Origin of the sequence: Eubacterium sp. BIOML-A2, assembly GCF_009680135.1 — a bacterium.
GTDB classification, from domain to species: domain Bacteria; phylum Bacillota; class Clostridia; order Lachnospirales; family Lachnospiraceae; genus Faecalicatena; species Faecalicatena contortus_B.
On sequence record NZ_WKZK01000007.1, the window covers coordinates 70,496 to 91,420 of the forward strand.

Below are 20,925 nucleotides of genomic sequence, written 5' to 3' on the forward strand. Positions count from 1 at the left end.
TGTATTTGTATTGTATCATATGATGTTTGTTTTTGCAATATTTTTATTTTATTTTTGTATTATTTTTGTATATCTTAATAACCAATGCAAGTTTCTCAGGACAGCTGTCAAAAAGAGCCGGATATCCCGGCCGGATTACAGGACATGTTCTGCAACCCGGCTGGAATATCCGGCTCCTATTTTAAGTACGTCTCTATTTATACCATGTAAATGAGTATCTGACCACATCTGTGACATGATATGTATCCGAATACTCACACACCTTATCATCTGTTGTATATACGGTACTCCTAATATGGAGGATCGGTTTCTCATTAGACAGCTCCAACTCTTTCATTCTCTCCTTGGTAGGAGTCGTAGCATTCACGCTCTGCGTAGAATAACGGATCTCCACTCCATACTGCTCCTGCATGACATCGTGCAGAGAATGATCTCTTAACAGCCACGGGTTAAAATCTCCAAATAAGGATTTAGGGAGATAGATCGTCTGCTCTGCAAAAGGCCTTTCATCGGCAAACCGAATCCTCTTGATCACAAGCACAGTCTCATCTTCTGCACATTTCAGGTGGCTTAAGATCCAGGGATCCGCCTGCACTTCCTGGTAAGAAATGATCTTGGAGGTGGGGGTGATCCCCGATGCAAGCAGTTCCTGATGCATGCTCCTCATCCTGGAAAGATCCTTTTCAAACTTTGGCTGTGATACAAAGCAGCCTTTATTCGGCCTTTTTTCGAGATACCCCTGCTCCGTCAGATCTTCCAAAGCCTTCCGCACAGTAACCCGGCTGACGCCATAATGTTCGTTCAGCCATTTTTCGGTAGGCAGTTTATCACCTTTCTTCAGTTCATTCCTATTGATCTGATCCTTCAGATCCGCAACGATCTGGTGATACAGAGGAATTGCTTCTTTCCCACTTTCCAAATCAGGTCTGCTGTCTTTCTTCTCTTCCATATTCTACCTTCCTATAATTTACTTTAATCACACCTTATTTTTTAGCTTTTGCTGAAACCCCGCCCGCAGGGCATGAATTACGGGATGCCCTTTGGGTATTCATTACTTTTCAGCTTTAGCTAAAACTCCGCTCCCCAAGGGTATGAGTTACACGTTACCCTTGTGTATACATTACTGTTAGATTGTATCATAAAAGTCATCTTACTTTCAATTGACTCCAAACAATTTCTTTCCTCTTTCTTTAAACTGAGGCAGCTCAAGCACTTCCCGATTACAAAATGACTGCGGGAGAATCCCCTTCAGATAATTCTGGAGATGCTCATTCAACACCCTTGACTGGAATGTAATCCGCTCTACGCTTACTCCCGCAGTGTGCGGCGTGACAATCAACCTGTCCGGATCGATCTGATAAATTGGATGATCCACCCTTGGCGGCTCTTCATCCAGGACATCCAGCGCCGCCCCTCTGATCCGTTCCTCCTTCAGAGCCTGGAACAAAGCTTCCATATCAAGCAGCGCCGCCCGTCCTGTATTTACCAGGCAGGCCGTAGGTTTCATCAGTCCGATTTCCTTTTCCCCGATCATCCCTTTATTCTCTTCTGTGACACGTGCAAGAAGAACGATGTAATCTGATTGCCTCATCACCTCATCTAAGTCATATACCTCGATATCCATCGCTTTCATCTTCTCTCGATCTACGAATGGATCGAAACCGATAATCCGCATCCCGAAAGCCTTTGCTCTTTCAGCAAGACCCAGGCCGTTTCTTCCAAGTCCCACGATTCCAAGCGTCTTTCCATAGACCTCGGTGGAATTTTCGTTGATCCGTCTGAACTTCAGATCATTCTCTTTGATCCAGTTCCCCGCTCTTACCTCTTCTACGACTTTAATCAAAGGCTTCGCCAGTGCCATGATCAATAAGAACGTAAATTCAGGTACAGAACGTCCACATCTTCCGGCACTGAAAAGAACCGGGATTCCAAGCTTCGTGCAGGCCTTGATGTCAATGTTTTCTTCCGGGCCGTCCCTGACACTGAGCAGAAGCTTCACATCCGGTGCATGATACAGGACATTTTCTGTCACCTTCTCATAACCTACGATAAATACGTCCACCCCCTTAAGGGCTTCTATCAGCTGTTCTTCATTCAATCTGTCTTTCGGCTGCTTTGTAAGGCTGAAGCCAACCCTTCTTATATCACAGTATTCTTTCATCTTCTTTTCCCACATATCATCAAACTCTGCGGTACACAATACTTTCAGCATCTTTTTTCCTCCTTAGACTTATATTATATATGCATTATATCTGCACGATATCATTTTGTCAATAATATTGTATTGTTTTTGTTATTTATTTTATCTGTTAACACTTGACAATAATAATACAATAAGTATACAATACAAATGTGAAAACAATCTAGCAAACAAAGAAAGGATGATATTATGCGCTACAAACAATTTGGAAACACAGATTTAAGGCTGTCTGAGCTGGCAGTTGGGACATGGGCCATCGGAGGCACTGGCTGGGGAGATGTTAACGAAAAAGATTCCATCGATGCAATCCTTACTATGGTAGAACAGGGCGTCAATCTAATCGATACCGCCCCGAGCTATGGACGCGGCCATTCCGAGGAAGTGGTCGGAAAAGCAATCGCTTCCTGCCGGGATCAGGTCACTCTGCTGACCAAATGCGGAATCCGCTGGCCCGAAGAAGCTAAATACGGCTCTTCTCAGCCCATTCGTGACAGCAGCAAGGCTGCGATCATTAAGCAGTGTGAAGAATCACTGACCAGACTGAATACCGACCACATCGACATCTATCTGATACACTGGCCGGATGTGAATACTCCGTTTGAAGAAACCGTTGAGGCTTTAAATGCGCTAAAACAGCAGGGAAAGATCCTTTATACAGGAATTTCTAATTTTGAAGATGATGACCTCTCCAAGCTTTATGACCTGGGCGCAATTGATGTGGTACAGTTCGCTTATTCTATGGTCAATCGTTCTAAAGAAGAAGTCCTGAAGAGATACGCGCAAAAGGGCGTGTATACAATGGGATACGGCGGCTTAGGCGCCGGGATACTTACAGGCGCGATTCGCGAACTGCCGAAGTTCGAAGCCGGAGATGCAAGACTTGGATTCTATGATTTCTTTGAGGAACCGAAATTCTCTAAGGTAATGGAACTTCTGAAGACACTGGATCAGATCGCAGAATCACATCAGGTCCCTGTAGCGCAGGTAGCAGTCAACTGGACGACTCAGCATTCATACATAGGCGCTTCACTCACCGGAGTCAGAAATCCAAAAGAGGCGCTGGAAAATTGTTCTGCATTCGACTGGTCACTGTCCAAGGATGAGATGGCAGTCATTAACCAGGCTATTGAAGACACGGTGGGTATCTAAGATACGCTCTTAAAAAGGGATACCTTTGAAAAAACATTTAATATAGTAGAGAAACCATTTATAATCAATTTAAATCACCCCAAAATATATACCGCCGGATCAACCGGCGGTATTATTTCGTATACTTTTTTGTTACGCAGAACTCACTTTACATTACAGAAAAAGCTTTAGCCTGGGTCTGGCGTTGAGATCCATTTATAAGCAAGACCAGTAAAAGCTCAGCAAAAGAATTATTTTAATTGGAGATATCAGAATGAGAAAAAGGATCTTAACTGTCGCGGACTTAAAAAAATCCTATATTACAAAAGGAAATACTTATCCTGTTTAGCAGGGAGTCGATATGGAGGTACAGCATGGAGAATTTATTGCCGTAATGGGGCCGTTCAGCAGCGGCAAGATCTTTGATAATTATCAGGAGGCTGCCATTCAGGATAAAACCAAAGGGTATCAGGACACTCTTATTCCTTATGCCGGTAATGAGCTTTATACGGCAAGGCAATGGGACTTTTACCCTTACGCAAAGCTAAAAAACTTTACTGAATAATTCCAAGCTCCTTTGCACGTAATACTGCATCCAGTGCGTTATTGACACCTAATTTCTGATATGCAAGGGAAGTATGGGTTTTGATTGTCGGTATTGCAAGCCCTGTAATCTCTGCAATTTGTGCGTTTCTATAGCCCTGGGACAATAGCTCAACCATCCTCACCTGCTGCTTTGACAGCTTCACCGGCTTGTCAGTGCATGTAAAATTGGCCGTAACACCTTTATACTGCTTTGCCGCCGCGTGAGCTGCAAGCAGAATGTCATTCAGATATTTTTGAGAGAGTGCACCTTTGTAATCTGCACTGCTTACATAGGAAGCCACTCTCTTAAGCACAGGAAGGATGGAAGCACCCTCATCAGCAATCACCCTTACAAAGCCATAGGGCTGCATCAGCTCCAGCACAGAAAGAAGCTCTGACACAGCTTATTTCTTTTTGCCAACGTCTTTCCGCAGAACAAGTATCCGAAAACCAGTTTCTTACCCATTTGGAGTATGCGGATGAAACCTCCGGGGCAGCTCTTTGTATGCGGTATGTATCTGCACAGGAAGTGGATGCCGACGGCAACGGAACAAAGGAACTGGCATTAGGCGGCTATAATGCGGATGTATCCGCCGGCCAGCTATCAGATTATGCATTGAATTTTATTATCTGGGAGAACGACAGCTACCATCTGCTTTATAATACACCGTTCTTTTTCAGTTCCGGAAATATGCCGGGTAAGACAGCCCGTGAACAATTTGCCATGACCGGGCCCGCTGCACTTACAGGTGCCAGATTAAGCGCCGCATCAGATAAAGACTATCTGCTGTTAGAAAACGCTGTCCTTGCATTCAAACCGAAGGATACCCAGACAGACGCTAATCCCAGGGATAAATACGCGGAGCTCCGGTCAGGAAGCTTTGAGATAAAAAAAGAGGTATCTTCCAACAATTCGGATAAGCAGGGAGGCGGAAGCTACATCGTTCAGGCTGTCTCAGGGCGCTTTGCAGCAGGGTCCGAATCCGGAGAGCAGATTGCCCTTGTACTTGCAGACTGCCCTGCGGCTTCCGCTAACCACAATGAAATATCCCTAAGCATCAACTGGCTCTGGATGGAAGGCGGCAATGTGGCACAGCAGTCCACCAATCCAGAATATGTGAAACAGAGAGACGTCAATTCCTGCGGAACCTCTGTCATCCTCTGTCCCGTATCAAATACGGGGACGGCAGATTATTATGACTATCAGGGCAAGAATTACGGCTGGTCCATGCCGGCTCCAATTGTTGCATCTGCCGCCGTTCCTTATTACAACGAACTTGGTTATTATTCCGGTGAACCGGGAAGAATCCGGTTTGGATTCGCAGAAACATTTTCCCAGAATGGAAATGCCCAGGTGTCCTTAAAAGCCGGGGTCAATTTGGACCTGTCTATGGAAACCGGGATGGAAATCTTCCGGGAAGAAGGAAAGCTCGGTGCAAAAGGAGGTATCGATGCAGGGCTTAACGCTGCTTTAAAGGGCGGATTCGGCCAGGGCGCAGCCAGAGAGGTAACTGTAGAAGCAGTCGGCAGCACAGAGCAGGTATTCGTCTACGCCAAACCTTCCATTGTATATCATTATAAAAAATACGTACCAAAAATAAACGTCACACAGCAGATGATTGACAGCTATGAATCACAGACCGGACAGCAGCCGGCAAGAAATGACGGCACAAAATTAGCGGCAGGGGATGTCATTGAAGAGGGCTGGTATGACTATTTCCTTACCAAACAGTGCACCGGCGCCTTTACGATGATGGATATGGATACCTATTCCCGCCTCTATGAAAAGTACAAGGACCAAAAGGCTGTAAAGGCAGATATGAAGGAACTGTTCTATGAGTACAAGAGCGGTGACCCGCTTACCTATCCAAAAGATGAAGCTTCCATTAAGACCTGGAACCCAGACGGGAGCGCGTCTCTGGCACAGCTTTCTAAGATGGCGCCTGTTACCCCGGGAACAGGACAGACGGTTTCCTTTGACAGACTACAGGAAGAAACAAAAGCCGGCGGTGTGTCTGTTGGATTAGAATACAGCGAAAGCCGGTATGCAAAAGGAAGCATCCAGCTCGGCCTGATTGCGCAGGCAGACCCCGACGGGCAGGCAGGCGTTCATGTGGGAACTGTTGGAGAAACAGGTGTAGAACTTTCATTAGGGACATCAGGAAAAATGGGTGCCACCGTCAACACTCCGGAAACGAATAATCCTAACTATGGATTCGAGGCACAGATGGCCACCTGGGCCACATATACAAATGTCCCCGCCGCGATGGGCTTCATCGTACACGGAGAAAATGAAGAGATTCCGCTCCCCCCATTTCGGCCATACGTATATGAAGCCGGACAAGATTGGGTGATGCTTGCGTGGGATGCCCCGGATCCCGATAACCCCCGCAGTGCAGATTCCTATCTGATCTACAAGAAAAATGAGACAAATGCGCTGAATAAAGATGCCCCTGTAGAGGCCGGGCAGCAGCACTTTTTGGTCACCGGCCTTAATCCTGACACAGAATATGCGTTTCAGTTTGCCGGAATCAAACATAATATTGAGGGCGAGAAGGCAGCCCCCGTATCCGTCAAAACCCGTCCGGATACGAACATCTACTTCTTAATCCAGCCTCAGGATCAGAGCGGAAGGGTCGGGGACACCGTAACATTTACAACAGGGATAATTAATCCGCCGGCAGGACTAGAAGTGGAATATTATTGGCAGAAATTACAGATAGGTGCAGACGGCTATACTGGGACCTGGGAAGATATAGAAAACGCCAATAGCGATACATACGAGGTGCAGATAGAAGATCCGGGACAGGATGTGTCAAGATACCGGGTAAGAGTTGATATTAAGGAACAGATGCCTGGCGGCAGCTCCGAAGTAAAAGAGACCCTAATATCCAGAACCGCGTCCTTATATGTAGATGCGCAAGGGACAAAGCAGGCAGCAAATATCGAGCTTACATTAATAGATACTAAGGGCAGTTCTCTTCCTAACTATATGGGCGAGTACTATATTGCAGCCGGAACAACGGTGCAGATTTTGACAAACGTACTTGATTCGGCAGGTCACAACGTAGCATACGGGAACATAAAATTCTACTATATGAAAGACGGTACTCAAATCTCGCTAGGTGAGATGCCTTTCGATAACGGGAGGATAGATCTTGTCGAATTTATAGCAGAAGCTGTGGGCACTTATACAGTCGTAGCAGAGTTTGATGGGAACGACACTTTCCGGTCCGGACAGTCTCCGGCATCCGTCCTCCATGCAGGCATTGAGCAGAAGGATTACTACAGCATTGACTATGAGATGAATGGCGGCAGCAACCATCCGGCCAACCCGTCGGCAATGGGAATGGCGCCGCAGCCGGTTACACTAAAAGACCCCTTTAAATCCTATTCCATATTCGATGGGTGGTATTCGGACCCGCATTTTACGGAAGGGCCCATCACCATCCTTGACGCAGCTGCGCTGAATGCCCTGAGTGATGAGAACCATCACCTGACACTTTATGCAAAATGGGCAGATACCACATATCCGATTCTATATGAGCTGGACGGCGGAACGAACCATCCGGAGAACCCGGATACTTATACCGTCTATGACACGGTAATACTAAAGAATCCCGAAAGAGCCGGATACCAGTTCCAGGGGTGGTATGCGCAGGAACAATACACAGACCAGATCACAGCGCTTCCCCTCTACGATGCGAATCATAATCCGATGGCTCCGGATGCCGTTACCGTATATGCGAAGTGGGAGCCTTTGACGTATACCATCACATATATTTTAAATGGCGGAACGAACCACCCGGAGAACCCGGATGCCTATACTTCCCAGGATGAGAACATTACACTAAAAGACCCGGCAAAAGACGGGGCACAATTTGCAGGATGGTATAGAAACGCCTCGTTTGCAGATGCAGATAAGTCAGATACCATTTCCAAAGGAAGCGCCGGGAATCTCACACTATATGCCCGCTGGGCTGGCCAGAAGGAGATGGAGCCTTTCGAAAAAGACAAAGACGGCGTCTGGCTCATTCATAATCTGCAGGAGTTCGAGCTGATGCGGGATCTGGTCAACAGCGGCCAGGGAACCTATGCCGCAGACCATTATCTGCTTTGCTCCAATATCTATGGAGAAGGGGCCGCCTGGAATGCCCCTATCGGAACAGATCAGACCCCATTTGCCGGAAGGTTCGAGGGTTATGATTATACCATAGACGGGCTTGTCATGACAGGCAGCCCATACCAGGGAATCTTCGGGGTAATCAAAGAAGAAGGAGAAGTGAAAAACCTTCAGACCATCAACTTAAGCACCGATGGAAATGCTCTCAAAGCAGGGGGGATCGCCGCAGTAAACCAGGGCGCCATAGATAAATGCGGCAGCGGCCTTAATGTGGGCACATCGCCATTTATTCACGGCAATGAAATTGAGGACACAGAGGAATATAATAATAGAATCAATGCAAAAAGTCTGGCAGGCGGTGTAGCAGGCGAAAATACAGGCAGCATCCGTAACAGCCATTCCAACGCACTTGTCAGAACAGAGGAAGTGCAGGGCCAGGCAGGCAGAATCACAGGAAAAAATACAGGCAGTATCGAAAATGGCTACAACACAGGCAGGGTGGATGCACCCCAGGGAAAGGCGGCAGGAATCGCTGGCAGTAATGAAAACGGTAAGCTGGCAAATCTATACAACAGCGGCGCCGTGTCAGGCATGGAAAAGGGAGCCATCGCCTCCCAGGGAACAGACGGTTCGGTACGGGCATGTTATTACAATGATTCTTCCCTGGAACCCATCCCCGGACAGACGGTGGACGCCCAGTACAAGAAAGGCTCAGAGATGAAGTCAAAGGGCTTTGAAGACCTCTTAAACACAGAAGCCCAAAGTGCAGGCTATAATATATGGGAACAGTTGAATGTAAAAAATGACGGATATCCGCGTATCTTAAGTAATATTTTAGCGGCGGACACTTCCACTTCCGAAGGCATCAGCGTTCAAACGCTTAAGGTTCATCCGGCATCTGAACTTCGTGTCACTGAACTTGATCCGGACAGCGGCAGGTACAAGGAAATGCAGGAAAAGGCCAAAAAAGACGGCGCGGTGTTAAGAAGAGCCTGGAACATCAATTACATGTTCCAGGACGGCTACAGCTCTGACACAGAGCATATAATTCGGCTCCATCTGCCATCAGACAGAAAGTGGAACAGCAGCAAAATAGCGGTCCTCCACAGAATACGGGCCGGGGAATACGAGACACTGAACTGGACGGAAGAGAACAATACCTATATTGCCGATTCCGAAGGTCTGTCCACATTCGCAGTCTTTGAATATAAGAAGAAGGAAGAGGTACCGGACCCATCTGGTCCTGATGACCCAGATGTACCGGATACTCCTGACAGACCGGACATCCCGGATGATTCACCGGATACTCCTGACAAACCGGGTATCCCGAATGACGCATCGGATCAACAAAACGCTTCATATCTGCCACTTAATAAAACAAGAACCGGGGATGATACTTCGCTGGAAATTTTCTTCCTTTTAGCAGCGGCTTCCGCAATGACAGCAATAATAATTATTCTGAAAAAGCGGCATAATCCATCCTAGTCTTTGCGGAACGCCTACAGCGGACGCACAATCAGGAAAATCCTGAATAACAACCGCAGTATTCGTGTGAATGTCTGCATTTGCAAGTAATGTATATTCTCTAAGGGGCTGCCCGTATTAAATTTCTGAACATGAAAAAGCCGCAGCCCCTTATATTTAAAGAGTTACGGCTCCCAAATGCGGATAACAGGACTTGAACCTGCACGGGGTACCCCACTAGATCCTAAGTCTAGCGCGTCTGCCAATTCCGCCATATCCGCATACCAGCAAATGTATTTTAATACATCTGCTGGTTTTTGTCAAATAATATATGTCTCTATTATAAATACTTAGAAAAACAATGATAATCAGACAAAATTTAATTGTCCATCCGGCCATCTCCTCCACATACGCTGCAGTCATAATACCCTTGCCCGCCGCATCCGCTGCATCTTTCAAAAGTTGTAGCAGCCTTTGTCTTACGTCCGCCATAATACGGCCCATTTTGTATACGTTTCACCTGTCCGCCGCCTTTACAAACATCGCATTTACAGCGTCCTCCCTCACACTTATAATTCGTACATTTCCTCCCAAGTGTTCTGCCGGATGAACCATGCAAACTATCCGTATGGCCGCTATGATGTGCAGCCGAAGGGGTATCTGCGCTGACGCCATTGCCATTACTGTCAAGCATACCATATCCTTCGCAAGTTTCACAAAGGTTTTTACCGGTATTGATACATTCCAGACAAATCCGCTGTGTCTTTTTATCATATCCTTTCCCGTCACAATTCAAGCATTTGCCTACCCGGCCTTCCCCCTCACAGTTGGGGCAGGGATGGATTCCTTCATCAGCAGCCGCAGCTGCAGTACCATCAGGCGGCGTGCTGTCAGGTGATGCACTGCCGGGTGCCGTATCTGCCGGTGCCGTTGAATTATTGTCTGGTCTGCTGCCCGATCCGCCACAGGTCTTACACAAGATTTTACCCTGACCGGTACAAGTGGCGCAGTCCTTATATCCCTTCCCCTGACAGTTGTCACAGTAGGCTTTCCCGCCACACATGCATTCTTTCTTCCCGGTTCCCTCACAATACGCACAGGTATCACGGCCGTCTCCGCCGCAAAAGCTGCATTCAGAACGCACACCGGTATACATGTCACCAAACACACCGCTACCATTGCAGGCTGCACAGTCACTCTCTCCCATGCCATCACATGATGCACAGTTCAGTTCTCCTGCGCCGCCACAGAAATCACATATTGTACCGACGTTTCCCTCACATTGCTGGCACTGCACCGAACCGGTTTCCCCACACGGTGGGCAGGGAATATATCTGGAACCTTTGCAGTCCGGACAGATCTTCAAATACCGGAAAACAGGCAGAATCCAGATATTTTGTTATTAGTTTTAAGAGCAGTTCCGTCTATTTCTGTAGCACTCAATCATGTCATGGGCAGTTTTATTTATGTACAATATTATGGTTCTATTTTAATTAATAGATAAAATAAAACAACTATGAAAATATTTTCATAGGGATAGTGTCCTGACAGCCCGTTGGCAAGCAGGACGGCAGGGGTGTTCTTCACCGCCCTGAGCATACCAGTTACAGTGACACCATATGTCTCGGCTCCATGTTAAAAATATCATATCTTCCTTCTTACACCATTTTTAAGCAACAAATACACGATGGATACCCTTGGGACAACGACGCTCGTCAGGCACACTAAAAATGCCGTACCCTCAGTTAATACTGAGTTTACGGCATTTTTTTCAATGAGCGTGCGGGGATTCGAACCCCGGACAACTTGATTAAAAGTCAAGTGCTCTACCACCTGAGCTACACGCCCTCATACTATTCAACTATTCCCGCCTGCACCCAGGCAAACTGGGCTAGCTGGATTCGAACCAGCGAATGCAGGAGTCAAAGTCCTGTGCCTTACCGCTTGGCGATAGCCCAATAAAGACTTATATCTGACACTGCGTTGCCAGTACTAATAAAACAAGGGTGGGTGATGGGACTCGAACCCACGATATCCAGAACCACAATCTGGCGCGCTAACCAACTGCACCACACCCACCACAACGAGCCTGGGGGGATTCGAACCCTCGACCTACGGCTTAGAAGGCCGTTGCTCTATCCAGCTGAGCTACAGACTCTTATGAAATTATCCCCTGTTTACGGCTCCTTACAACATGATGCTGTAAGAAAGCGGGTGATGGGAATCGAACCCACGTATCCAGCTTGGAAGGCTGGTGTTCTACCATTGAACTACACCCGCACTATCGGGGTGACAGGATTCGAACCTGCGACCTCCTGGTCCCAAACCAGGCGCTCTAGCCAAGCTGAGCCACACCCCGATGTAGTTGTGCTTGTCACTTTTTCCCGTGACGCAATAGTTATTATATAATAAGGCACAGCTTATGTCAACAATAATTTTTTATTTTTTTACATTTTTTTCGCAGGCAGCCAATTTGGCCAGTAAATGCCTGATTTCAAACCTTCAATCCAGATAATACTGATGAAAACAGGGCTTTTCATTCTCGTTCAGCTCCATGATCATGTAGCTCCCCTTCCTTCCCTCCTGTCTCGGATATGAGACACTGCCGGGATTCAGGACTGTAATCTCCTTCCCCTGATCCAGGTATGGACGGTGCGTATGTCCATACATCACAATATCAGCATTGCGGGCCTTTCCTTCTTCTTTTATATATTCCGGATCCAGCGATACATAGTAGCCGTGTCCGTGTGTGATAAAGACTTTATAATTCCCAATACTGAACTCTTCTTCTTTGGGAAGGTCAGAAAAAAAGTCGTTATTTCCCTTTACCATATGTTTTTCACAGTCCACTACCGCATCAAGATACTCCTCTCCGCCTTCTACATCGCCGAGGTGGATAAACATATCCACTGTACCGGCCTGATCCAGAATACGGTCCAGGTTATAGTGGTTTCCATGCGTATCGCTAACTATCAATACTTTCATTCCATTCATCCTTGTTCTTTTTTATATACTATTTACAGCTCCGCCGAAAATCTGCCTGCAGGATATGCAGCGGGACAACTCATGCGTATGTCTATACCGAAGGCTGCGTTCCTGCTATTAAGGGCATACACTATGAGATGCCCTTTAATTATACCTTATTTTTTAGCTTTAGCTCAAAATCTGTCCCGCAGGGGCATACATTACGGGGTGCCCCTGCGGGTATACTTCTTTTTCATAATCTCACGCATCGCCCGCAGAGCGTTCCCTCTGTGGCTGAGCTCATTCTTCTTCTCCGGGTCCATCTGTGCTGTCGTACAGCCATATTCGGGTACGTAAAAGATAGGGTCATAGCCAAAACCATTGTCCCCTATGATCTCATGCCCGATGATGCCTTCTATAGTCCCTCTGACAGTCTCTGCAGTCCCATCCGGAAAGACAGCCGCTATGGCACAGACAAATCGCGCTGTGCGCTGCTCATCAGGCACATGCTCCAGCTGATCCAGAAGCATCTGGTTTTTGATGTCATAGGAAGTGTCAACTCCGGCATACCTTGCCGAATAAATCCCCGGCGCCTTGTCCAGATAATCAATCTCCAGTCCGGAATCATCTGCGAGGATCACATCATGCGGCAGCAGCTCCGAGATTGCTTTCGCCTTGATCATCGCATTTTCTTCAAAAGTCGTCCCGTCCTCCACGATATCAATATCTATCCCGGCTTCTTTCATGGAGTATACCGGAATTCCAATATCATCCAGGATCATTCGGATCTCTTCCATCTTATGCTCATTGCCTGTTGCGAAAATGATTCTCTTATCCATAACCGTATTCCTCTATTCTTTTGGTTTTGGCGGCTTCGGCCCCAAAAACTGATAAAAATATGTCTTGATCATTCCGTTGTATATCTTGCGGTTCTTATCCGCAGTACGTCCAAAATACCGCTCCGCATCCTCATAACTGGTAATCATATAGGCTGACCAACTGTCCAGATTGCGGAAGCTCTCGCCAAATTCACTGTAAAGGGATGCCAATGCCTGTTTTTCTTCCAGTCTTTCTCCATATGGAGGGTTGGTAATGATAAATCCGTATTTCTTAGGATGTCTCAAATCCCTGACATCACGCTGCTGGAAATGAATCATGTGATCCACTCCGGCATCCTGCGCATTCTGTCTTGCCGCCTTCACCACGTCTGCATCTAAGTCATACCCCTGAATATCAACTTCCACGTCATCCTCAATCAAATCATTCGCCTCATCGACGGCCTCATACCAGGCATGACGGGATATCAGGTTTGTCCAGTCCTCCGCGAGAAACGACCGGTTCATGCCCGGCGCAATATTTGCAGCCATCATAGCCGCTTCTATAGGAAACGTGCCGCTGCCGCAGAATGGATCCACCAGGATCCGTTCCCTGCTCCAGGGTGTCAGCATAATCAGAGCTGCTGCCAGGGTTTCTGTAATAGGAGCCTTGCTGGACAGCTGGCGGTATCCTCTCTTATGAAGGGATACGCCCGATGTATCGATCCCCACTGTTACCATATCCTTCATCAAAAATACACGGACCGGATACGACGCGCCGTTCTCCTCAAACCATTTCATATGGTAATGCACTTTCATCCGCTCTACCATGGCTTTTTTCATAATCGACTGTATATCGGACGGGCTGAAAAGCTTGCTCTTGACAGAGGCCGCCTTAGCCACCCAGAACTTCCCATCCTTCGGGATTAATGTCTCCCATGGAATCGCCTTCGTATTCTCAAACAATTCGTCAAATGTCTCTGCCTTGAAATACCCCACTTTCAACAAAATACGTTCCGCTGTACGCAAAAATATATTTGCCCTGCAGATCGCCTTCTCATCGCCATAAAAAGTTACTCTTCCGTCTTCCACCTGTGCAATCTCATACCCCAGATCCTGAATTTCTCTCTTCAGAACCGCCTCAAGGCCAAAATGGCAAGGTGCGATCAATTCAAGCTTATTATTCATCAAATCCTCCAATCGGACAATATCAATATATCTTTATTTTTCAATATATGTATACATATTACTATAAATTTGGGACGTAGTAAAGTTGAACTTTACTACGTCCCAAACCTGTTTATTGTCTATTTTAGATGAATTTTGCCTTATTATTCATTATTTATAAAATTATATCTTTGCCACGCCTTATCCGGAGTAATGAAAAATAAAATGAATTTTCATACGTCCTTTTAGCGAATAGCAATAAGATTACTTGAATTTTCATATATATTTTTAGGAACATAATTAGTCAATATAATGGCACTTGAAAATTCTCCAAATGTAACCGAACATACATTTCCAAATTTGGCCGCATCGCACAGCATATATTTCTTCTGTGATTTTTCCATCGCTTTTTGCTTAACCAGCGCCTCACTGACATCAGGGGTAGTATATCCGTTCTTTTTCGTAATCCCGTTTGCCCCAAAAAAGCCGATTGTAAAATGAAACTTCTCCAGGCTGTTCAGGGCTTCCCCTCCGACCACCGCTTCCGTAGACTCTTTCAGTTCACCGCCTATAATCATGGTTTTAAACCCCATGGCTGCAAGCCGCCGTGCATGGGAGACTCCATTAGTTACATAGGTAGCACTCCTCTCCTGGATATAGTCTATCATGTACCCGGTAGTTGTACCCGCATCCAAATATACAAAATCGTCTTTTTTTATCATAGAGGCGGCATACCTGGCAATCTTGATTTTCTCAGTCCGGTTAACCTCTTCTCTGTTGGAAACCTTCTCGTCCTTTGTATGGAACGTATCCCCAGCCAATACGGCGCCCCCAAAGACTTTAACCAGCTTCCCCTCTTTGTGCAGGGCAGTAAGATCCCGCCTGATCGTAGATTCAGATGCTGAAAACTCTTCCATCAGTTCCTGGAGGGTTACACTTTTTCTATTTTCCAACAGCCTTAATATCTCCTGATGCCTTTTTCTGAGCAGCATTCGGCTCCACCTCCTGCAAATTGCCTGCTTATCGCTTTCCACTTATTATACAATTAGGAATCTTCTAATTCAATCTTAAAGCATATATTTGCATAATTACTGCTTTGAGTATTCCTTTGCATACTCAAACATTCTGGCCACATTCTCCGGCGGTATATCTGATTGGATATGGTTACATGAACTCAGTATAAATCCTCCGTCCCTGCCCAATATATCAATCAGCCTTTTTACTTCATCCTCCACCTGTTCAACCGAACCTGTCATAGCTTTCTGCGTATCTACCGCTCCATGGAAACAAATCCTGTCCCCAAATTTATCTTTTAAGGTAACCGGATCCATTCCTACAGCAGAGGTCTGAACGGGATTTAGTATATCAACACCACAGTCGATCAAATCTTCAATAATATCAGCAATAGCTCCGCAGCTGTGCAGATAAATCTTCGCCTGCGGCGCCTTCTGCCTGATTGCCTGATTCAGCTTCTTTCTGGCCGGGAAGATAAACTCCCTGTATGCATCCGGTGATATAAGCAGGCTTTGCTGGCTGCCGTAATCGTCTCCTGATTCTACAATATCAATATATTCCCCAACCTGATCCAGGAGATATCCATACATCTCTATCTGAACTGTTAATATTTTTTCTATCAGGGCATGGGCAAATTCGGGATCTGTTATCGTATCTACCATGAAATTCTCCATCCCCCTCAGCCAACAGGCGATTTCAAATATGCCATTGCAGGGCATTCGAAGAGATATTGCATATTCGTTCTCCTCATGCAGCTTCTTTGCCCTCTCCTTCATTCCTGTTACATCCAGCATCTCTTCCGGCTGCGGCCATGGATAGGTATCCAAATCTTCCAGTTCCGCATCTTCCAGCGGGTTTTTTACGGTCTCTACATATAAACCGGTGTCCCTCTGAACAAGTCCCCATTCATTGGAAAAAGTACCGTCATCGTGATATTTGGGATATTCCTCCGACTGCTTTGCAAAAACTCTCCGGATATCAATATCAAATCTGTCCAGAATCCGTTCGTCATAATAACATACATTGGATCCTTTTCTGTACGGCTCAATCTCTCCTTCTATCTCCAAAAAGTCCTTGACCTTAAAGTAAGCCTTGTCTACCATGCTGCAGGCAGTCCCCCCCAAATCCAGGGGGATCCTGTCCACAGGCTTATGATTCACCGCACATAATACTCTTTCTTTTGATGTCATAAAATTTTCCCTTCTTATTTTTTGTTTTTCTTAACCTTCATTCCTTTTAGGAAATTGACCATTAGCGCAGATATAACCATGCCAACCGCTGTACAGAGCAGGAATAAAAACGGTTTATTCACAAGCCCCATTACAAAGATACCGCCGTGAGGCGCCTGCAATGTAAGGTTGAATGCCATTGCCATGCCTCCTGCCACTGCAGAGCCGACCATCAGAGACGGGATAACCCGAAGCGGATCCGCACCGGCAAATGGAATTGCCCCTTCTGCTATAAATGATGCGCCTAAAAGCCATGCTGTCTTTCCGCTCTCCCTTTCTGCCGGAGTATAGAGATTTTTGTTCAGGACAGTTGCCAGAGCCATCGCCAGAGATGGCACCATACCGGATGCCATACTTGCTGCCTGGGGGCCATATACACCTTCTGCAAGCAGCCCCACGCCAAACATGTACGCAACCTTATTCACCGGGCCGCCCAGGTCAAATGCCAGCATAGCTCCAATTACGGCCCCCAGTAATATGCCGCTGCTGTTTGACATATTGGTCAGCCAGTTTGTCATCGCGCTCTGAAGCATAACGCAAGGCGGTGCAACCACAAAATACATCAGTAAGCCTACGATAAAGGTGGAAAAAAGAGGAATAATTAAAACGGGTTTTAAACCTGCCAGCGCTTTAGGCATTTTAATCTTTTTAATTGCCCATGCTATGATACCCGCCAGCAGACCCCCGATGATGCCTCCGATAAATCCCGGGCTGGGATCCAGCTGCGTAACAATCAGGCCTGCTACCATACCCGGCGCAATACCCGGCCTGTCCGCCATGGAGTATGCAATAAACCCTGCCATAATCGGTATCATAACGCTGAATGCAATGCCGCCTATCTTATTCAGATAAAATGGAAGGGATCCCTCCACTCCGGATGCATCAATGCCGAACATAAACGAGATGGCAATCATGATTCCGCCCGCCGCAACAAAAGGAATCATGTAGGACACGCCCGTCATTAAATGCTTTGGTATCCTCTTGAGCAAGTTAAGAAACGTGTCTGCTTCCTGTTCTTCACTTGCCTTTTCTTTTGTGCCTCCCCCTGTGTACAGCGGGTAATTCTCGTCTTTCGCTGCTTCAATGGCCCTTTTAATTACGGTATCCGTATTATGTATCGTATCAGAAACTGTAGCCTCTACGATCTTTTTCCCGTTAAACATGGATTTATCAACCGAAACACCAACCCCCAGTATAACCACGTCTGCTTCCCTAATCTCCTGTTCCGTCAGTTTATTTTCTATTCCAACAGAACCTCTTGTCTCCACTTTGATGCCTATGGACATTTTTTTTGCTTCTTCCGCCAGCTTTTCTGCTGCCATATAGGTATGTGCAATACCTGTAGGGCAGGCTGTAACTCCTACAAATTTCATCCCAAATCCCCCATTTCTTCTATGATGTAATTATACAGTTCCATCTTGTCTTCAATCTTTAACAGCATCTCCATAAATTCCTGATGCACCAGTTTTCTTGATAGTTTTGCCAGCACCTGTAAATGGGTATTATTCTCATCGCCGGCAGGCATAATCAGGGCGATTGCCACCCTTACAGGCTGTCCATCCATAGACTTCCAGTCTATTCCATCCTCAAAGCGAAATACTGCAATCATAGGATTTTTTAATCTTTTTACTTTTGCATGTGGGATTGCTAACTGTTCGCCAAACCCCGTAGAATCCATCTTTTCTCTTTTTAAAAACATTTTCTTCAGTTCCGAGGCCCTTACCCCTGCATATTCACTGCATTTTTCACTTATTAGCTCTAATGCGGCGTCTAAGCTGGCTGACTTTGGCCTTTGGTTCACAAAAATGTAATCCGGTTTTAATAACTCTCTCATATGCGCCCCTTTCATAACTGCTTTTCATCAAATTGCTCTAACACTTTATATATTTCTTCCTTTGTTGCAAGATGCTCTGAAAATGCACTGGCACTTCCGGATGCTACTCCCATCCGAAAGGCTTTTTCATAATCGCCCGCTTCCAGCCAGCCAGCCAGGAACCCGGCGACCATAGAGTCTCCTGCCCCCCCCCCATTTTTTAACTTGCCTTTTGGTGCAGGTGCATCATATATCCGGCCGTTTTCCGCTGCTAATATGGCTCCGTCTCCCGCCATGGATACAAGAACGTTACGGGCGCCCATTTGCTGCAGCAATTTCGCATGTTTCATAATATCTTTTCTGTCATGGATATCTTTTCCGAATATTTCACCTAACTCAAAACTATTTGGCTTAATCAAAAACGGATGGTTTTCCAGGACATTAACCAACAAATCGTTGGATGCATCAACAACAATCAAGACCTTTTTATCGCTTAAACGGTTCATGATAACCTTGTAGATAGAATCCGGCACAGAATACGGCACGCTGCCTGCTAATACAAGAATGTCATTCTCGTTCAATGAGTCTAACTGTTTAAATAGTTTTTCTATGTACTCTGTAGAAATATATGGCCCCTGTCCGTTGATTTCTGTTCCTTCTATAGACTTTAACTTTATGTTAATTCTGGAAACTCCTGACGGCAGGAAAATGAAATCCTGCTGGCATCCCATCTCTATGACCCTCTTCCTGATCTCTTCACCTACAAATCCTGCGATAAATCCCAGCGCCTTGTTTTCAATTCCCAGTGACTGCAGAATCATGGAGACATTAATTCCCTTCCCTCCCGGAAGGATCATTTCTGAAGTGGTCCGATTGGTCACTCCCAGTTCAAAATTATGAACCGAAACAATATAGTCTAAAGAGGCACTTAATGTAACCGTATATATCATTCCTTCACCCCCTTCCAATGAACTTAGCATCATTATACTTTCATAATCGTTCACAATCAATCTCCATTATTTACAATTTTCATATGTATTTTTCTACATTTCCGCTATTTTTGGCTGTTTTTTTAGCCAATGCATACAAATAATGACCGTTTGCGTCATTTCTTTCATTTCACTTTTCATTTCCAAATTCTTAAATACAATTTTGGGACGTAGTAAAGTTTAACTTTACCACGTCCCAAAATATTTCTTCCCTGTACCAAAATGAGTTTATAACTGTTCAGACCCGTGAACAGTCACATAAGTTTACAATTTGACCTGCATAAAGGAGCTCTAATTAGTAGTTGTTGCTCTGGCTGTTAGAATTCTTGTTGTTGTTATTGTTGTTGTTATTCTTGTTGCTGTTAGAAGAAGAGTTGTTTGAAGAATTCTTGTTAGAATTCTTGTTCTTGCTCTGTTCATCAGAATAAGATGAATATGAATTGCTGTTTGTGTTCTTTGATGAGTTGTTAGAGTTATTTGAGTTGTTTGTGTTACTGTAATTGTTTGACATGAGTATTCCTCCTGAGAAATTTATTTGGTACACACATATTGTTCCTGCCAAACTACTTTTTTATTCATATTTTACAAAATCGGATAAATCTTTTTATTTAATATTTTTTTTATTTTTGCTTGCTTTTTCCAGTTTTGTATATTATACTTATCAATGTAGAAAGGTTACTTTCTACAACCCCTTATTAATTATTTATACTCCCCTCAAAAGACCGATGGCTCCCCCATCGGTCTTTTACTTTTATAAGCAAAAAAAACTCCCTGGCCCCAGCGCGAGAAGCCATCCATGCTTCTCGTGATGTGGCCAGGTTGCCCTGGTTTTTCTTCTATTTTACTCTACTCCGGCTTACAGACCATAACCCGTTTCCAGCCACTCCTGTCTTTCCGCATCCACAGGCGCCCCCATACCAGCCAAACCTCACCTTCGCCGCCCACTAATAAGCTGAATGATGATCAGAATAACGATGATCGGTATAAGTATCGGAGCCAGCAGCCGTACAAGACCGGTTACGATTGAAAATATAACAACAATTACCATAATGACTGCCAGAACTGCCAGCAGTTTCTTCCACCAGGTATCAAATCCAAAACCTCGCATCTTTTGTCCCCCATTCTCCTGTTGGGTGCTTCTCCCCTTCTCGAAGTCATCGTAAGTGCTTCCGCCGGCCTCATAAACTGTGGAACGGTCGGTTCCGTCCACGGCATCAATAACAGTTCTGGCCAGGATCCAGGGATCTCCCAGCATCTGAAGTACTTCTTCCTCGCTCTTTCCCTTTCTCACTTCATCCGATATATACTGATTATAAAAATCTACATTCTCCTGTACCACACTGCCGCTCAAATCGTTTTCAAGCGCCTGGCGCAGCTGCTGAAGGAATTCCATCCGTGTCATTATTGTCTATCTCCTCCTACTTATGCATGACA

At 45.6% G+C, this 20,925-nt stretch carries 16 protein-coding genes and 7 tRNA genes; 3 read left to right on the plus strand and 20 right to left on the minus strand.

Translation table 11 applies throughout. The features are described 5' to 3' along the window. Positions 1-193 precede the first annotated feature (193 nt). Together GKG43_RS04350 and GKG43_RS04355 are read right to left on the minus strand one after the other, a co-directional pair. Entirely contained in the window at positions 194-949 is a 756-nt protein-coding gene (locus GKG43_RS04350; protein ID WP_049915424.1) for a GntR family transcriptional regulator, read from the minus strand. A gap of 207 nt (positions 950-1,156) precedes the next feature. Further along, complete coding sequence (locus GKG43_RS04355) at positions 1,157-2,212, minus strand: NAD(P)-dependent oxidoreductase (protein WP_050641756.1); 1,056 nt, start codon at positions 2,210-2,212, stop codon at positions 1,157-1,159. 177 nt (positions 2,213-2,389) lie between these two features. On the opposite strand from GKG43_RS04355, the gene GKG43_RS04360 reads away from it, so the two are divergent. Both GKG43_RS04360 and GKG43_RS04365 read left to right on the plus strand, forming a co-directional pair. Continuing rightward, positions 2,390-3,349 (plus strand): aldo/keto reductase, encoded by a 960-nt coding sequence (locus GKG43_RS04360; protein ID WP_050641757.1) that lies wholly within the window; start codon positions 2,390-2,392, stop codon positions 3,347-3,349. Positions 3,350-3,689: 340 nt separating this feature from the next. Next, the gene (locus GKG43_RS04365; RefSeq protein ID WP_129878772.1) at positions 3,690-3,893 is read left to right on the plus strand and encodes a hypothetical protein; all 204 of its coding nucleotides are present in this window, start codon (positions 3,690-3,692) and stop codon (positions 3,891-3,893) included. On the opposite strand, the gene GKG43_RS23555 is transcribed toward GKG43_RS04365, so the two are convergent. Then, positions 3,883-4,314, minus strand: coding sequence for a LuxR C-terminal-related transcriptional regulator (locus GKG43_RS23555; protein ID WP_243125817.1), 432 nt, complete (start codon positions 4,312-4,314; stop codon positions 3,883-3,885). The genes GKG43_RS04365 and GKG43_RS23555 overlap by 11 nt on opposite strands. A 104-nt stretch (positions 4,315-4,418) precedes the next feature. Here GKG43_RS23555 and GKG43_RS04375 point away from each other — a divergent pair, with 104 nt between their 5' ends. Beyond that, entirely contained in the window at positions 4,419-9,521 is a 5,103-nt protein-coding gene (locus GKG43_RS04375; protein WP_129878774.1) for an InlB B-repeat-containing protein, read from the plus strand. Between the two features lie 178 nt (positions 9,522-9,699). Here the strand turns inward: GKG43_RS04375 and GKG43_RS04380 are convergent. From GKG43_RS04380 to GKG43_RS04460, 17 genes are all read right to left on the minus strand, one after another. Further along, a tRNA-Leu gene (locus tag GKG43_RS04380) sits at positions 9,700-9,781 on the minus strand. Positions 9,782-9,879: 98 nt separating this feature from the next. Further along, complete coding sequence (locus GKG43_RS04385) at positions 9,880-10,797, minus strand: hypothetical protein (protein WP_129878776.1); 918 nt, start codon at positions 10,795-10,797, stop codon at positions 9,880-9,882. Positions 10,798-11,275: 478 nt separating this feature from the next. After that, a tRNA-Lys gene (locus tag GKG43_RS04390) sits at positions 11,276-11,348 on the minus strand. Between the two features lie 38 nt (positions 11,349-11,386). After that, a tRNA-Gln gene (locus GKG43_RS04395) sits at positions 11,387-11,458 on the minus strand. A gap of 47 nt (positions 11,459-11,505) precedes the next feature. Beyond that, positions 11,506-11,579: transfer RNA gene (locus tag GKG43_RS04400), tRNA-His, on the minus strand. 5 nt (positions 11,580-11,584) lie between these two features. Next, a tRNA-Arg gene (locus GKG43_RS04405) sits at positions 11,585-11,658 on the minus strand. Positions 11,659-11,709: 51 nt separating this feature from the next. Then, positions 11,710-11,780, minus strand: a tRNA-Gly gene (locus tag GKG43_RS04410). Between the two features lie 4 nt (positions 11,781-11,784). Beyond that, positions 11,785-11,859 (minus strand) — tRNA-Pro (locus tag GKG43_RS04415). A 143-nt stretch (positions 11,860-12,002) separates the two neighbouring features. Continuing rightward, on the minus strand, positions 12,003-12,485 hold the full coding sequence (locus GKG43_RS04420; RefSeq protein WP_050641761.1) for a metallophosphoesterase: 483 nt from the start codon (positions 12,483-12,485) through the stop codon (positions 12,003-12,005). A gap of 200 nt (positions 12,486-12,685) precedes the next feature. After that, on the minus strand, positions 12,686-13,303 hold the full coding sequence (locus GKG43_RS04425) for an XTP/dITP diphosphatase (protein ID WP_129878778.1): 618 nt from the start codon (positions 13,301-13,303) through the stop codon (positions 12,686-12,688). A gap of 12 nt (positions 13,304-13,315) precedes the next feature. Beyond that, positions 13,316-14,467, minus strand: coding sequence for a class I SAM-dependent RNA methyltransferase (locus GKG43_RS04430; protein WP_050641763.1), 1,152 nt, complete (start codon positions 14,465-14,467; stop codon positions 13,316-13,318). Positions 14,468-14,691: 224 nt separating this feature from the next. Continuing rightward, complete coding sequence (locus GKG43_RS04435; RefSeq protein ID WP_050641764.1) at positions 14,692-15,438, minus strand: DeoR/GlpR family DNA-binding transcription regulator; 747 nt, start codon at positions 15,436-15,438, stop codon at positions 14,692-14,694. Between the two features lie 96 nt (positions 15,439-15,534). Next, a complete protein-coding gene (locus GKG43_RS04440) occupies positions 15,535-16,650 on the minus strand; it encodes a uroporphyrinogen decarboxylase family protein (RefSeq protein ID WP_129878780.1) in 1,116 nt (371 codons plus the stop codon). A 14-nt stretch (positions 16,651-16,664) separates the two neighbouring features. After that, entirely contained in the window at positions 16,665-18,062 is a 1,398-nt protein-coding gene (locus GKG43_RS04445) for a fructose-specific PTS transporter subunit EIIC (protein ID WP_050641766.1), read from the minus strand. Next, positions 18,059-18,523 carry a PTS sugar transporter subunit IIA gene (locus GKG43_RS04450; protein ID WP_157355568.1) on the minus strand — a complete coding sequence of 155 codons (465 nt, stop codon included), beginning with the start codon at positions 18,521-18,523 and terminating at the stop codon, positions 18,059-18,061. The genes GKG43_RS04445 and GKG43_RS04450 overlap by 4 nt, the downstream gene beginning before the upstream one ends. A gap of 11 nt (positions 18,524-18,534) precedes the next feature. Beyond that, positions 18,535-19,452 carry a 1-phosphofructokinase gene (gene pfkB / locus GKG43_RS04455; protein WP_129878782.1) on the minus strand — a complete coding sequence of 306 codons (918 nt, stop codon included), beginning with the start codon at positions 19,450-19,452 and terminating at the stop codon, positions 18,535-18,537. A 967-nt stretch (positions 19,453-20,419) separates the two neighbouring features. Next, positions 20,420-20,893: a hypothetical protein gene (locus GKG43_RS04460; RefSeq protein ID WP_050641769.1), complete on the minus strand. Its 474-nt coding sequence runs from the start codon at positions 20,891-20,893 to the stop codon at positions 20,420-20,422. Positions 20,894-20,925 lie beyond the last annotated feature (32 nt).

Bases quoted from the DNA above. Each gene is read 5' to 3' on its own strand.
- GKG43_RS04350 (WP_049915424.1), bottom strand. From the start codon at position 949: ATGGAAGAGAAGAAAGACAGCAGACCTGATTTGGAAAGTGGGAAAGAA.
- GKG43_RS04355 (WP_050641756.1), bottom strand. From the start codon at position 2,212: ATGCTGAAAGTATTGTGTACCGCAGAGTTTGATGATATGTGGGAAAAG.
- GKG43_RS04360 (WP_050641757.1), top strand. From the start codon at position 2,390: ATGCGCTACAAACAATTTGGAAACACAGATTTAAGGCTGTCTGAGCTG.
- GKG43_RS04365 (WP_129878772.1), top strand. From the start codon at position 3,690: ATGGAGGTACAGCATGGAGAATTTATTGCCGTAATGGGGCCGTTCAGC.
- GKG43_RS04375 (WP_129878774.1), top strand. From the start codon at position 4,419: ATGCGGTATGTATCTGCACAGGAAGTGGATGCCGACGGCAACGGAACA.
- GKG43_RS04420 (WP_050641761.1), bottom strand. From the start codon at position 12,485: ATGAAAGTATTGATAGTTAGCGATACGCATGGAAACCACTATAACCTG.
- GKG43_RS04425 (WP_129878778.1), bottom strand. From the start codon at position 13,303: ATGGATAAGAGAATCATTTTCGCAACAGGCAATGAGCATAAGATGGAA.
- GKG43_RS04430 (WP_050641763.1), bottom strand. From the start codon at position 14,467: ATGAATAATAAGCTTGAATTGATCGCACCTTGCCATTTTGGCCTTGAG.
- GKG43_RS04435 (WP_050641764.1), bottom strand. From the start codon at position 15,438: ATGCTGCTCAGAAAAAGGCATCAGGAGATATTAAGGCTGTTGGAAAAT.
- GKG43_RS04440 (WP_129878780.1), bottom strand. From the start codon at position 16,650: ATGACATCAAAAGAAAGAGTATTATGTGCGGTGAATCATAAGCCTGTG.
- GKG43_RS04445 (WP_050641766.1), bottom strand. From the start codon at position 18,062: ATGAAATTTGTAGGAGTTACAGCCTGCCCTACAGGTATTGCACATACC.
- GKG43_RS04450 (WP_157355568.1), bottom strand. From the start codon at position 18,523: ATGAGAGAGTTATTAAAACCGGATTACATTTTTGTGAACCAAAGGCCA.
- pfkB (WP_129878782.1), bottom strand. From the start codon at position 19,452: ATGATATATACGGTTACATTAAGTGCCTCTTTAGACTATATTGTTTCG.
- GKG43_RS04460 (WP_050641769.1), bottom strand. From the start codon at position 20,893: ATGACACGGATGGAATTCCTTCAGCAGCTGCGCCAGGCGCTTGAAAAC.